The sequence below is a fragment of the Actinopolymorpha sp. B9G3 genome (assembly GCF_040120725.1).
GTDB lineage: Bacteria > Actinomycetota > Actinomycetes > Propionibacteriales > Actinopolymorphaceae > Thermasporomyces.
The window spans coordinates 154,446-167,089 of the sequence record NZ_JBEEAB010000010.1; the positions used below are offsets into that span (position 1 = coordinate 154,446).

A 12,644-nucleotide genomic window follows, 5' to 3' on the forward strand; every position below is an offset into this window, starting at 1 on the left:
AACGCGAGGATTCTCGCGTCAGTGACAGTACGCCGCTCGGCTTCCTAACGCAAGATGTTTCGCGTTATGCTTCTCGTGTGCGTAACGGACGAGCCATGCAACGGCCCGGAGGGCGGTCCGCCCGGGTGCGGTCCGCCGTGCACGAGGCGGTCATCGACCTGATGGAAGAGCACCCGTGGGAGGAGATGAGCGTTCCCCTCGTCGCGGAGCGATCCGGCGTCCACCAGGCGACCATCTATCGCAGGTGGGGGACCATGTCGGCCCTCCTGAACGATGTGATGATCGAGCGGTTCACCACTGCCGGGGGGGTCCCCGACACCGGATCGCTGCGCGAGGATCTCCTGCGCTACACCGCACAGGTGGCCGAGAGTCTGGAAGACGGGGCGGTCCCGCTGATCCTGCGCGCGACGGTGATGGAGATCCGCCCCGGGGAGGTACGCCAGACGTCGCCGGCGTTTCAGGCGCGCGAGCACCAGCTCCAGGTCATGCTGGACCGTGCCGCCGACCGTGGCGAGCAGGTGCCGACAGTCGAGGAGCTGCTCGAACTCCTGGTGGCACCGTTGTACTTCCGGGCCCTCTTCACCCAACCCGTGCCGGCCAAGCACGTGGAGCGCCTGGTCGACCGACTCCTCGACGTCCTCGCACACCGCGTGCCCGGTCCCGACTAAGGGCTTGGCCGAGTTGGGCCATCGGGCCGGCCAACCCGTCTATCCGGGAGCGGAGTCTGTCGAGGGCGGGGATCCGACCGCGGATGAGTCGGCGACGTCAGGACACTCCTGGGTCAGGCGAAGATGCGTGCGGCGATCGCATGTTCCTGTTCGAGGCACGCCCACTCGTCGGGGTCGTCGCCGTCGTAGACGAGTGCGAGAGGCCCTGTGTAGCCGGCCTGCCGGAGGACTCGGAGCGAGCTGCTGAAGTCGTCCTGGCGGGGGCCGTTGGCGGTGAAGTGGCATTTGGCGTGGCAGGTCTCGGCGCGGCGGGCCACGGCGGCGAGGTTGTCGTACTTGTCGGGCCCGGTCCAGTTGCCGAGGTCGATGAGCAGGCCGACCCGTCCGTCGGCGGCATCGAGGATGGTGTGCACTTCGGTGGGCCCGGCAGTCAGGTCGAACCAGTTCTCGGTGACGACGCGAATTTCGGGGTGATCGGCCGCCAGTGCGGCGAGCCGGCGACCACTGGTGTGCAGTCGCTCCGGGCTCGGCTGCTGCTTGCCGGCGATCACGCGGGCCCGGTGGGCACCCAGGGCGGTGGCGACGTCGAGCCAGCCGTCGATCCAGGCCTGGTGGGCGTCGGCGTCCGTGGGGTGGGTGAGATCGCCGTCGTCGATGAGTACGGCGTCGAGGGTGATCTCGTCGGCGTCGAGGGCTGCGCGCAGGTCAGTCAGGTAGCCCTGCTCGCGGCTGGGGAGGTGGAAGTGGCAGATCTGGAGGGTGTCGTAGCCGCGGCGCCGAAGTTCGGCGGGCAGGTCCAACAGCGCCAACCCGGCGCCGGGCTCGGCCAGGCTGCCTGGCGGGCGGCCGGCTGCGTCGCCGGAGACGTACGAACCGAGGGTGCGGTGAAGTGACCAACTCGAGACGGCACTCATGAGAAATGCGTGCTCCTCCGGGGCGGGGGCGCGGATGCGAGGTCGACGCGTCGTAGTCCTTGCCTGCGATCCTTGCCGAGATGCGTGCCGAGGGACAACCTTGAGTCCAGACCTCGTGGAGCACGGCAGAGGCGGGAAGGCGGGCCGAAGGGGATGACGCTGCACTACTTCATGCACGGGTCGCGTGATTCGTCTCGTGTCGCCGTGACCTTCGACGACGGACCGAATCCACCGCGGACCGAGCAGGTCCTCGACATCCTCGCTGCGGAAGGATGCCAGGCGACGTTCTTCCTCATCGGGAAGTGGGTCGAACGATGGCCCGACACCGTGCGCCGGATCATGGACCGCGGTCACGTGATCGGCAACCACAGTCACACCCACGTGGTGGGTGTCGGCGACTACGACGACGCCGAGGCGGCGATCTCTCATGTCACCGGAGGCGTCAGCAGGTTCGCCCGAGCCCCGGCGTTCGACTACGCCTCGTGCGCGCAGTCGCCGCTCGTCATCTCGGGTGAGCTCGTCCTGATCGACGCGGACGTCAAGCCGTCGGACTGGGCCAAGACGGACGCGGACGCCATCGCCGAGGCGATCCTGTCCGATCCGGATCTCCAGGGCGGTTCGATCATCGTCCTGCATGACAGCTCGGAGCAGGATGACGCCGCGCATCGCCTCGGCCGACCGGTGCCGATGATCGAAGCTCTCCCCACCGTCCTGCGAACGCTACGCCAGCGGGGCTACGAGCTCGTCGGGCTCGACCAGCTGGAGCTCGTTGATCCGGTGCCGTGGAGTCCGGAGGGTCCGCAACCGGAACTCCACCGGGCGGCCCAGACCGCAAGCAATCCTTGAGGGCCGTGTGCCGCAGATGGCATAGCATCTGTCGCCATGGAACCCGCGAGTGTGCGTCCTCTGGGTTGTCATGGGGTGACGGTCACCCGCCTCGGACTGGGTGGCGCCCCCTTGGGCGACATGCGGGAGCGGGTCGATGAGGCGCAGGCATGGGCGACCTTGCAGGCGGCGTGGGACGCCGGTGTGCGGTACTTCGACACGGCAGCGTGGTACGGACGCGGGTTGAGCGAGCACCGGTTCGGCCGTTTCCTCTCGCGTTGTCCCCGTGACGAGTTCTCCGTTTCCACCAAGGTCGGGCGCGTGCTGCGGCCAGCTCGTGACCCGCAACGGTTTGATACGGCACCGTGGGTCGGCGGGCTTCCCTTCGAGGTCGTGTTCGACTACACCTACGACGGCGTCATGCGGTCCTATGAGGACAGCCTGCAGCGGCTGGGCCTGGCCCGGGTCGATGCCCTCGTCGTGCACGATCTCGATCACTGGTTCCACGCGCCCGAGCCCCGTGTGCAGGCGTACCTGGATCAGCTCGTGACCAGCGGGTGGCGCGCTCTCGAGGAACTTCGCAGCAGCGGTGTCGGCGCCGTGGGCGTCGGCATCAACGAGATCGGGATGATCCCGCGCTTTGCCGCGCTGTTCGACGTCGACTTCTTCCTGGTCGCGATGCGATACACCCTCGCCGACCAGAGCGCCGCCGCCGAAGAACTGGTGTTGTGCGAGGAGCGCGGGATCGACATCGTTGTCGGTGCTCCCTTCCAGTCCGGGATCCTCGTCACCGGACCGATCCGTGGTGCACAGTACGACTACGCCGAGGCGAGCCCCGACCAGCTCGAGCGGGTGGGACGGATCGCGGACCTGTTCAGCCGGCACCGTGTCGAGCTGGCGGCCGGCGCACTTCAGTTCCCGGCCGCGCACCCGTGCGTGGCGGCCGTGCTGGCTGGCGCGTTGAGCCCGGAACAGGTCCAGACGAACGTGGCCAGGGCGAGTGCGGCGATCCCTGAGGTGCTGTGGAGCGACCTGCGTGCCGCGGGCCTGATCCGGGCGGATGTGCCTGTTCCGCAAGGCGAGTCGGCGAGGTGACGGAGCCCGTACGTCTTCAGGCGAAGAAGGTCTCGTAAGCGGCCAGTCCGATCTCACCGAAGCAGTCGTCGATCTGCTGGGCTCGGCGGCGATCGGCCCTGGGATCGTTGCGGACCGCGGAGTGGTCCCAGCTGGTGAGCATCGCGATCACGACATGCCCACGGCCTTCTTCTCCGGAGATCACCCCACAGTCGTTGCGGATGCCGCTGAACGTGCCTGTCTTGTGTGCCATGCGTACGCCTGGTGGCAGGAACCGTGGCAGCCGGTCGCGTAGTTGCTGGGCATGGAGGATGTCGAGCATCGCGTCGCAGCCCTGGCGGTCCAGAGCAACTCCCGTCACGATCATCTCCAGGAGGCGGGCCATGTCGCGCGGGGTGCCGACGTTGTTGTCGGGCCCGAGGCTGTAGGCGAACCCGTCCCTGCGTACTCCGTTGGCGGCCTCCCACGCCGCCAGCGCGGCGCGGTCCTGATCAGGATCAGCGCTGGGCAGCATGTCGGCGAAGATCTCGCCGATCGTGTGCACCACATGAATGCCAGCCAACCCGAGACGCCGCATCCGCCCGGCGATGGCGTCGATGCCGAGCCTTCGCATCAGCAGGTCGGTCGCCGTGTTGTCACTGATCACCGTCATGAGCGTGAGCAGGTCGCGTACGGTCAGCGACAGGCCATCGTCGAGCAGAGTCAGCACTCCGCTGCCGAGCGCTTTGACGTCAGCGTCCAGCTCCAGCTGCTCATCCAGGGCGAGCGTTCCGGTGCGGATCTGATGGAACGCTTCCACGAGTACGGGCACCTTGACCACGCTGGCCAGGGGTACGGGAACGTCTGCGCGGTGCGCGACCTCCTGCGCCGACTCGACGTGCCGGATCACCACGCCGACATCCGCCTTCGACGCCTCGATCGCAACGGTGACCCGCTGGGAGAGCTCACGCATCTCCGGCCTCCGAGTCCGGCCGGCCCGGCGACGGTGGCGGGAGCGGCGGAAAGTCCGCGCGTGGCAGGCGCTCATGGACCGGCAGGATCGACCGCGGAGTGTGCGGTTCGAGCTGATACCAGTAGGCGGTGCTGGAGAAGTCGTCGCTGCGCCGATTGGCATGCCCGTGTTCGATCGAGACGCGAATCCTCCGGCTGAACCGTACGGGATCCAGCAGATGCCATCGGTACCACGAGATGTATCCGGTGAAGTTGTGACCCTGTGAGAGGGTCAACCCGAAGAACGGCGAGTCGAACTTCTCGTCCGGTCCCCAGGCGGTGTTGAAATAGTCTTCGGTCCCGGTGCCGTGCAGAGTGGGTGGCCAGCGGGTTCCTTCGGCATCGTCGTCGACGAAGATCATCTCGTCACCTTCGCCGTACCAGTTCCAGCCGTCGATCTTGCTGTTGCGCAGGGGATGGATGTTCAGGTTGCATCCGACGTACTGCCCCGATCCCTCCGCGTCGAGGATCAGGTAGTTCCCTTCGTCGCTGAGATTGGTGTCAGCGTGCTGGAACGTGTGGTCGGGCATCTCCGGCGGCTCGACGATGCCGTCGGTGGGGTTCTGGCGATTCCACCACGCATGCAGGCGACCCAGATCCTCGCGGGGAGAGTCCCATTCCTCGTAGTCGATGTTGTAGTAGAGCCGCGTCTCGGTGACGTCGTTCTCACTGGTCACCTCGATCCGCGCGCCGGTGGAGAAGGGCATCGGAAGGTAGCAGTTCAGACCGCTGCCATCGCGCGGCGCCATGACCATCGGAAGGGACGCGTAGGTCGTCGACGTGGCGTGGCCCACGCCGAAGAAGTCGCCCAGCGGTGTCACGACGCACGGCGTGCTCGCGCCGTCCCAGTACATCTTCAGGACGAGCTTGCGCAGCCACAGTGGCTCGAGGCTCTCACTGGTGATCCAGATGTGCGTCACACAGCCGGCACCCTCGGTCTCCAGCAGGGTGGCCGTCTGCCCGCGGGCCAGGCTGATCCGGTCGAGATTCCCGCCGGTGCAGTCCCAACTCGATGCCCGCCGGGATCGGCGGGAGTTGTCGACGCGGACAAAGCTGAACCAGTTGAAGTCCTCCACTGCCAACTCCTCGGTCTACCTTTGCCGAAGGGGTCGCTTCCACGGCTCCCGCGTGGCCGCGCTCCGAAAGCGCGCCCGAGCCGCCGCCCCGATCTCACCATGGGCCGACGGCGACAACAAGAGGGAGGCTGAACGCCATGGGCACGTCGCAGGAGGGGCGGGAGCTGGCAAGCCAGCGGGACCTGGCGGGCGAGGTCGAGTGGGCTCTCTCGAAGCTGGGTCTCGAGGACTTCCACCGGAACGCCTTGACGACGCTTGCCGAGGTCGGGGCGCCGGCCGATCCGGTGCAGCTGCCCCCGCCGGCTGCGGCCGCCGCGCTGTTCGACCGGCTGGGGCTGGCTTCGCGGGACATCGAAGAAGCGGTCGCCGCCCGACCCGACAGGCGGAGGCAGCCGGCGCTGTGGTGGCTGCTCGAACGCTGCCACCATCGGCTGCTCCAGCGCATGGGTCGCACAGGCGACCTGGGGCCTTGGCCATCGCTACCCGAGGAGGTCGGGCCGGCTGGGCGCTACCTCTACATCTGGGTCCTCCTCGCCACCGTGCCGGCCGTCGGTCGCTACCACCGCGAGCGCGGCATCTCCGAGGAGACCTCGTGGGAGACCATGTCGGCACTGGGGGCCCAGGTTGCCAACCACCGGGCGCTGTTCGGCACGGGAGGGCTGCACACGCAGGAGTGGATGACGGTGCACTTCCGCGGCCTGCTGTACGCACTGGGACGGCTCTATTTCGAGCGGCTCCCGATCTGGTTCGACGCCGCGGGTTCGGCCGGCGGGCGCCTCCTGCCACAACGCGGCGACTGGTCCCTCGGCGTGCACATTCCGCAGGGTCGACTGACGCCGGAGGCCTGTGAGGCCTCCTTCGCGAGGGCGCGAGCGTTCTTCCCGAGGCACTTCCCGGGCGAGGACTACCGGTACGCCACCTGTGTTTCGTGGATCCTCGACCCCCAACTCGAGGAGTACCTGTCGCCCGCGACCAACATCGTGCAGTTCCAGCGGCGGTTCACGCTGCTGCCGGCGGGGGAGGCGAGCGACAACGCGACAGTGGTCGAGTTCGTGTTCCGGCGCCCATTGGCCGAACTCGACGACCTTCCCCGAGGGACCACCCTGCAGCGGGCCATCGTCGACCACATCCGCGCGGGCCGCCACTGGAAGTTCCGCACTGGTTGGTTCGAGCTGTGAAACGTGGCTCTGGCCGGGAACGACCTGTTAGCCTTTCACTGTATCTCGGAGTCATTTCCGATATCTCAGATCGTTGGGGAGAGTCGGTGGACGCATGGACGACGGCTCGACCACCCCGGTCCGCGTTGCGCTCGTCGGGCTCGGTGACATCGGACTCGGCGCGCATCTTCCAGCTCTGTTGCGCTCGGAGAGGGTCGCCCTGGTCGGTGTCGTCGATCCGCGTCCCGAGCGTCGAGCGCTTGCCGTCGAGGCGGCCGGCAGCGACGTTCCGGCATACGCGGACATCGACGACCTCGGCAGCGCTACCGCCGCCGACGCCGTGGTACTCGCCACGCCACCCTGGGTCACCACCGGACTCGCCGTCACGATCCTCCGGACCGGGCAGTACGTGCTGGCGGAGAAACCCCTGGCCACCTCCGTCGCGGCGACCCACGCTCTCGTCGAGCTTCCGCCTGCGGACCTCGCGCGGCTCCAGGTGGGCCTCACCTATCGACATGATCCGGCTCTTGCCAGGCTGCGGACCTGGATTCGCCATGGCCCGCTCGATGGTCCACTGCTGATCCGCGCACACATCTACGACGAACGCCTGGACCCGACCGACCCCGCCCACAGTCACCGGATCCGTGAGGCGCTCGCCCATGGCTCGCCGGTCGTCCACGAGGGTGCGCACGTGTTCGACTGGCTGGCGTACGTGCTGGGCGGACCGCCGGAGCGGGTGGCCGATGCCTGGGCCGTACGCACGGACGCAACGTTCGCCGCGCCCAACCTGACCGGCGCCCGGCTCGCGTACCCCAGAGGGACGACCGCCCTGGTGGAGTTCGGCTGGCTGACCGACGGGCTGCCGCGCTGTGAGCTGAGCCTGTTGGGCCAGCGTGCCTACGCCGTGCTCGACGGGTTCACCTTCCGGCTGCGGCTGACGATGGCAACCGGTGTCGAGGTCGTCGACGATCCCGTCGATCGGACCACCCGGTGTTTCGACCGGCAGGTGGAGGCATTCGTCGACCTGGTGAGGGGACGCGTGGACAAGGCCGTGCCAGGCTTCGCGGAGGGGTTTGCCAGTCTCAGCCTGGCAGAGGAGGTCGCCCGGCGGGCGACTACACGTCCATCCAGGCGGAGGGAGTAGCCGTGATCGACTTTCATACGCACACACCGGCGTGGAAGAGCGCGACCTGGCTTGCCGGTGCGGCGTTCGGTGCCGGTGAGTTCGTGCAGTTCATGGACTCCGCCGGGATCGATGCCGCCGTGGTGCTGAGTCATGACGGCCTCTTCGACCCCACACCCGAGGCGAACGACGACGTGGCGGGATTCGTCGCCGAGTATCCCGACCGCATGCTTGCCTTCGGGACGGCCAGTCCTCGCCAGCGCACGGCGGCCGCCGAGGTCGAACGCTGCTTCACGACGCTAGGCATGGCCGGCCTGAAGCTCCATCCGTGGCTGCAGGGGTTCTCGATGCACGAGCGCAGCCTTGATCCGATCTGCGAGGTCGTCACTGCGGCCGGCGGCGTGCTGCTCTGCCACGACGGCACGCCGCCGTACTCCACGCCGCTGCAGATCGCCGCGCTGGCGCGGCGGCATCCGCGACTTCCGGTGGTCCTCGGCCACGGCGGCTTGCACGACTGCTGGCGGGAGGCGCTCGCCGCGACGGTGGAGACGCCGAACCTCTACCTGTGTGTGTGCGGAACCCCGCCGTACGCCGCCCGCACGATTCTCGCGCAGGCGCCGCCGGGAAAGGTCTTGTTCGGTACGGACGCGGGACTGTCCGACAAGCCCAGCCAGGACTACGCGGTCGCGCGGGTCCGGGAGATCGACGGCTGGGGAGCGACGCCGGACCAGCGGCGGGCGATGCTCGTCGATGCACCACATGCACTGCTGGAGAAGTGGATCGGCCCGCGGAAGGTGGCGACATGAGCGATACGACGGCGACCGCGGCAGAGGTCCTGGCCGGCAAGGCGAGCCCGAAACCGATCGCTGCCACGGTCGCCGCGGTCCACACCGCCCTGGTGAGCCTTCCGGCGCACCCGGACCTCATCGTCCACGGAGCCAGGGGAAGCCACGACCACTCCGACTTCTGTGTCGTCCGCGTGGTGACGAGTGAGGGCGTCGAGGGGTTCGGCGAGGTGAGTGCCACGCCGCTGTGGAGCGGTGAGGACGGGGTCTCCGCCCGCCACTTCATCGAGACCGTGCTCGCTCCGGCCCTTGTCAACCGTCCCTTGGCGCCGGTCGCGGCGCTGGAGGACCTGATGGACGACCGGCTGGCGGCCAACCCGTTCACGAAGGCGGGCGTCGCTACCGCACTCTGGGATGCGTACGCCAGAAGCCTCGACGTACCGCTCGCGGTCGCGCTCGGCGGGCCACTGCGGACGGAGGTTCCGATCAAGCTCTCGCTCTCCGGCGACGGCGAACGGCTGGAACAGGTGCATGCCGCGGCCGTCAAGGCGGGCTTTGCGGCGTTCAAGGTCAAGGTGGGTCTGGGGGTTGCCGGTGATCTCGCGCGGGTGGCGCTCGCTCGGAGGCTGGTGGGTGAGCAGGGATTCCTGGGTGTGGATGCCAACGGAGGTTGGCGTCGCGGTGAGGCGCGGGGCGCCCTTGAGGCGCTTCGACCCTACGACATCGCCTTCGTCGAGCAGCCGGTCGAGAGATCCGACCTCGAGGGAATGGCGGCACTTCGCGACCTCGGTTTCCCGATTGTCGCCGACGAGTCGGTCTTCGACCTGCCAGATCTCCGCCTGCTGATCGGTGCCGATGCCGCCGATGTGGTGAGTGTCTATGTGGGCAAGGCGGGTGGGCCGGGTCGCGCGGTTGAGCTCGCCAGGGTCGCCCATGCGTTCGGGCTCCAGAGCCTGCTCGGGTCCAACGGCGAACTCGGTCTCGGCGCTGCCGCGCAGGCTCATGCCGCCGCCGCGATGCCTGGCCTCACCACGGATCTCCCGTCCGACATCATCGGCGCGCACTACTACGCCGAGGACATCCTGGCCGAACCGCTGCCGAGCGACGGCCGGACCGTGCGGCTTCCGCCCGGACCCGGTCTCGGCGTACGGCTGCGCGACGACGTCCTGGCGCGGCTGCACTGAGCGGCCAGAACCCGACAGAGCCAACGGAACCCGACAGAGCCAACGGAACCCGACAGAGCCAACGGAACCCGACAGAGCCAACAGCAGAAGGGATGTGGTGGCCCGGTGATCGTCGACGTCCACAACCACACGCCGACCCACCCTGGCGAGGTGCCGGAGGACGAGCGGCTCGTCTTCGAAGGATGGCGCTCGGACCGGCCGGTGGTGACGACGAACTCCTGGGCCGACTTCGACCGGCAGCAGGCGGCGGCCGACATCTCCATCGTGTTCAACATCGCGGTCGATGATCCCTTGCGCGCCACGGGCCTGCCGTATCCACCGGAACGTACGAACGACGCCACGGCCGAGTTCGTCGCCGCCGCCCCGCACAAGCGGATCGGCTTCATGTCGGTCGATCCCCGCACGCCGGAGGTGTTCGAGGAGGTCGAACGCTGTCGTGCGCTCAACCTGGTGGGTGTCAAGCTCGGTCCCAACTACCAGAACTTCGACCCGCTGTGCGACGAGGCGCAACGCTTCTACGGCTACTGTGAGCGTGCCGGGCTGCCGATCCTGTTCCATCAGGGCACGTCGCCGATTCGTGAAGCTCCGTTGCGGTACACGCATCCGCTGGTGATGGACGACATCGCACTGCGCTTTCCGGAGCTGCGGGTGGTGATGGCGCACATGGGGCATCCGTTCGTGCGGGAGACGGTGGCGGTGATCCGCAAGCACCCGCACGCCTATGCCGACGTGTCGTCGGTCTACCTGCGGCCGTGGCTGTTGTGGGAGGCGCTGACCTTCGCGACCGAATGGGGTGTGCCGCACAAGCTGTTGTTCGGCTCGGACTATCCGATCTCCACCTCGGGCGAGGCGATGGCGGGACTCCGCAGCGTCAACGACATCGTGGAGGGTACGAAACTCCCGCGCGTGCCGGCGGAGGCGATCGAGCAGATCATCCACGCCGACGCCCTGTCCGCACTCGGACTGGGGAAACCGGGACAGGCGGCAACGCCATGATCATCGACGCGCATGTCCGGCTCGGCGTGGGACGCGAGGTTGCACTCAGCGTCGACGACCTTCTCGCCACCATGACCGAGCTCGGTATCGACCGGGCGCTCGTCGCTCCTGACGAGCGCTGCACCGCCTTTGCGAACCGGGAAGGCAACGAGACGGTTTGTCGCGCCGCGCTCGCCTCGGGCGGACGCCTTGCGGCGTACGCGGTCGCCAACCCGTGGGCGGGCCCGCGAGCGGTCGACGACCTCGCCCGGGCGCGGGACGCGGGCGCTGTCGCCTTGGCCGTCGACCCGGTCCTGCAGGGGTTCGACGTCCTCGACGGGCTGCTCGACCCCCTGCTTGCGTTCGCGTCGGAGCAGGACTGGTTCGTCTACCTCCGGACCGGCACCCCGCCGTCCGCCCTGCCGCTCCCGGTCGCGACCCTTGCCCGCCGCCATCCGGAGTTGTCGTTCCTCATGGGGAGAAGCGGGGCGACCGACTTCTGGATCGATGCCGCGCCGGCGTTGCGGTATGCCCCGAACCTGTACGCCGACACGTCGTACGCGCCATGGGACACCGTGCTCAGCGAGTTCGCCCGCGACGAGGAGATCGGGACGGACAGGTGCGTGTTCTCGACCGATGCCCCCTACACCGTGCCGCGCGCGGAACTCGCCCGCGTCCAGGACTGGAAAGGCATCACCGAGCAGCAACGTGCCGGCGTCCTCGGCGGGGTGGTCGCACGCCTCCTGGGCCGCCACCTGCCGCCACGCTGGTCATGACCTTTCCCCGGCCGTTCCGCTGTGGTTGAATAGCATCGTTCGGAATACGAGAAATATGACTGAGATACTGAAAGTCCTCGAGAGTCCGGCTGGGAGCGGGGGTGCGGATGACCGCGACTGACGACCCGCGGCAGGCAGCGACAGCACCGGGGCAGGTGCCCGCTTCGAGGTTCCTGGTGCGTGGGGTCTCGCCCGTCCTGGAGGTCCCGTTCGACGAGCAGGGCAACGTGGACTATGCAGGCTTCGCGCGAGTGGTCACCTACGTCCTGCGCACCGGAGTCACCAGCGTGATGTTTCCTGGGTTCGCCTCGGAGTTCCACAAGCTCACCGACGACGAGCGCTGGCGACTCGCGGAGATCGTGCTCGCGCAGACGCGGGACCGGTCAGACGTCGCGGCGGTCATCGCCGTCCAGGACCATGCCACCAGGCTGGCGGTCGCTCATGCGCGCCGGCTCGTCGACGCAGGCGCCGACCTGATCAATCTGCTGCCGCCATACTTCCTCGGCCCTTCGCCCGCCGCCGTGCGCCGGCACGTCCGCGACGTCCTGGAGGCGGTGGCGCCGACACCGGTCGTCCTGCAGTATGCACCGCACCAGACCGGCACCAGCCTCGACGCGGCGACGATCGCGACCGTCGCCCGTGACCTCCCCAACCTTGCGTTGGTGAAGGTCGAGTCGACGCCGCCCGGCGCGTTCATCGCCGCACTCGGCACTCAGGACCCTGCACTACCGGCGTTGGTGGGGTACGCCGGTGTGCAGCTTCCCGACGCCGTACGCCGTGGTGCGATCGGAGTCCAGCCGGGTTGCTCGCTCACCGAGGTCTACGTGGAGATCTGGCGCCGGTTCGAGCGGGACGACACCAAGGGTGCGACCGAGCTGCATCGGCGGCTGCTTCCGTACATCTCCTACTGGATGCTGGACACCGAGCTGATCATCGCCGCGGAGAAGCTGATCTCGGTACGCCGTGGCCTGTTCGAGAGCGCGCACTGCCGGGCGCCGGCGCACCTTCTCGACGCCGAGGAAGTCGCGATGATCGACCGGATGCTCGGCGAGTTCGCCGACCTGCTTCCTGACCTCAGCTCGGCTGCGCTGTCCTGA

The 12,644-nt window shown here is 68.3% G+C and carries 13 protein-coding genes; 10 read left to right on the forward strand and 3 right to left on the reverse strand.

Annotated features, from left to right (window positions below; genetic code table 11):
• The first annotated feature begins 77 nt into the window (after positions 1 to 77).
• Positions 78 to 668, forward strand: a complete 591-nt coding sequence (locus ABNF93_RS18950; protein ID WP_349329405.1) for a TetR/AcrR family transcriptional regulator — start codon at positions 78 to 80, stop codon at positions 666 to 668.
• A 113-nt stretch (positions 669 to 781) separates the two neighbouring features.
• On the opposite strand, the gene ABNF93_RS18955 is transcribed toward ABNF93_RS18950, so the two are convergent.
• Complete coding sequence (locus tag ABNF93_RS18955; protein WP_349329406.1) at positions 782 to 1,582, reverse strand: sugar phosphate isomerase/epimerase family protein; 801 nt, start codon at positions 1,580 to 1,582, stop codon at positions 782 to 784.
• A gap of 171 nt (positions 1,583 to 1,753) precedes the next feature.
• On the opposite strand from ABNF93_RS18955, the gene ABNF93_RS18960 reads away from it, so the two are divergent.
• Together ABNF93_RS18960 and ABNF93_RS18965 are read left to right on the forward strand one after the other, a co-directional pair.
• Positions 1,754 to 2,428 carry a polysaccharide deacetylase family protein gene (locus ABNF93_RS18960; protein WP_349329501.1) on the forward strand — a complete coding sequence of 225 codons (675 nt, stop codon included), beginning with the start codon at positions 1,754 to 1,756 and terminating at the stop codon, positions 2,426 to 2,428.
• A 75-nt stretch (positions 2,429 to 2,503) separates the two neighbouring features.
• Positions 2,504 to 3,502 carry an aldo/keto reductase gene (locus ABNF93_RS18965; RefSeq protein ID WP_349329407.1) on the forward strand — a complete coding sequence of 333 codons (999 nt, stop codon included), beginning with the start codon at positions 2,504 to 2,506 and terminating at the stop codon, positions 3,500 to 3,502.
• A gap of 16 nt (positions 3,503 to 3,518) precedes the next feature.
• On the opposite strand, the gene ABNF93_RS18970 is transcribed toward ABNF93_RS18965, so the two are convergent.
• Positions 3,519 to 4,433, reverse strand: a complete 915-nt coding sequence (locus tag ABNF93_RS18970; protein WP_349329408.1) for a serine hydrolase — start codon at positions 4,431 to 4,433, stop codon at positions 3,519 to 3,521.
• Positions 4,426 to 5,547 (reverse strand): glycoside hydrolase family 172 protein, encoded by a 1,122-nt coding sequence (locus ABNF93_RS18975; RefSeq protein ID WP_349329409.1) that lies wholly within the window; start codon positions 5,545 to 5,547, stop codon positions 4,426 to 4,428. Before ABNF93_RS18975 ends, ABNF93_RS18970 begins: the two co-directional genes overlap by 8 nt.
• 137 nt (positions 5,548 to 5,684) lie before the next feature.
• Between ABNF93_RS18975 and ABNF93_RS18980 the strand changes: the two genes are divergently transcribed.
• From ABNF93_RS18980 to ABNF93_RS19010, 7 genes are all read left to right on the forward strand, one after another.
• Entirely contained in the window at positions 5,685 to 6,725 is a 1,041-nt protein-coding gene (locus ABNF93_RS18980; RefSeq protein WP_349329410.1) for an acyltransferase domain-containing protein, read from the forward strand.
• A 94-nt stretch (positions 6,726 to 6,819) separates the two neighbouring features.
• Positions 6,820 to 7,848 (forward strand): Gfo/Idh/MocA family protein, encoded by a 1,029-nt coding sequence (locus ABNF93_RS18985; RefSeq protein WP_349329411.1) that lies wholly within the window; start codon positions 6,820 to 6,822, stop codon positions 7,846 to 7,848.
• 2 nt (positions 7,849 to 7,850) lie between these two features.
• The gene (locus ABNF93_RS18990; protein WP_349329412.1) at positions 7,851 to 8,633 is read left to right on the forward strand and encodes an amidohydrolase family protein; all 783 of its coding nucleotides are present in this window, start codon (positions 7,851 to 7,853) and stop codon (positions 8,631 to 8,633) included.
• Positions 8,630 to 9,796, forward strand: coding sequence for a mandelate racemase/muconate lactonizing enzyme family protein (locus tag ABNF93_RS18995; RefSeq protein ID WP_349329413.1), 1,167 nt, complete (start codon positions 8,630 to 8,632; stop codon positions 9,794 to 9,796). The genes ABNF93_RS18990 and ABNF93_RS18995 overlap by 4 nt, the downstream gene beginning before the upstream one ends.
• A gap of 105 nt (positions 9,797 to 9,901) precedes the next feature.
• On the forward strand, positions 9,902 to 10,792 hold the full coding sequence (locus ABNF93_RS19000; RefSeq protein WP_349329414.1) for an amidohydrolase family protein: 891 nt from the start codon (positions 9,902 to 9,904) through the stop codon (positions 10,790 to 10,792).
• The gene (locus tag ABNF93_RS19005; protein WP_349329415.1) at positions 10,789 to 11,547 is read left to right on the forward strand and encodes an amidohydrolase family protein; all 759 of its coding nucleotides are present in this window, start codon (positions 10,789 to 10,791) and stop codon (positions 11,545 to 11,547) included. The genes ABNF93_RS19000 and ABNF93_RS19005 overlap by 4 nt, the downstream gene beginning before the upstream one ends.
• A gap of 107 nt (positions 11,548 to 11,654) precedes the next feature.
• Positions 11,655 to 12,644, forward strand: coding sequence for a dihydrodipicolinate synthase family protein (locus tag ABNF93_RS19010; protein ID WP_349329416.1), 990 nt, complete (start codon positions 11,655 to 11,657; stop codon positions 12,642 to 12,644).

What these genes read in the sequence shown, in the direction of transcription:
- ABNF93_RS18955 (WP_349329406.1), bottom strand. Translation starts at nt 1,582, where the DNA reads ATGAGTGCCGTCTCGAGTTGGTCACTTCACCGCACCCTCGGTTCGTAC.
- ABNF93_RS18960 (WP_349329501.1), top strand. Translation starts at nt 1,754, where the DNA reads ATGCACGGGTCGCGTGATTCGTCTCGTGTCGCCGTGACCTTCGACGAC.
- ABNF93_RS18970 (WP_349329408.1), bottom strand. Translation starts at nt 4,433, where the DNA reads ATGCGTGAGCTCTCCCAGCGGGTCACCGTTGCGATCGAGGCGTCGAAG.
- ABNF93_RS18980 (WP_349329410.1), top strand. Translation starts at nt 5,685, where the DNA reads ATGGGCACGTCGCAGGAGGGGCGGGAGCTGGCAAGCCAGCGGGACCTG.
- ABNF93_RS18985 (WP_349329411.1), top strand. Translation starts at nt 6,820, where the DNA reads ATGGACGACGGCTCGACCACCCCGGTCCGCGTTGCGCTCGTCGGGCTC.
- ABNF93_RS18995 (WP_349329413.1), top strand. Translation starts at nt 8,630, where the DNA reads ATGAGCGATACGACGGCGACCGCGGCAGAGGTCCTGGCCGGCAAGGCG.
- ABNF93_RS19005 (WP_349329415.1), top strand. Translation starts at nt 10,789, where the DNA reads ATGATCATCGACGCGCATGTCCGGCTCGGCGTGGGACGCGAGGTTGCA.
- ABNF93_RS19010 (WP_349329416.1), top strand. Translation starts at nt 11,655, where the DNA reads ATGACCGCGACTGACGACCCGCGGCAGGCAGCGACAGCACCGGGGCAG.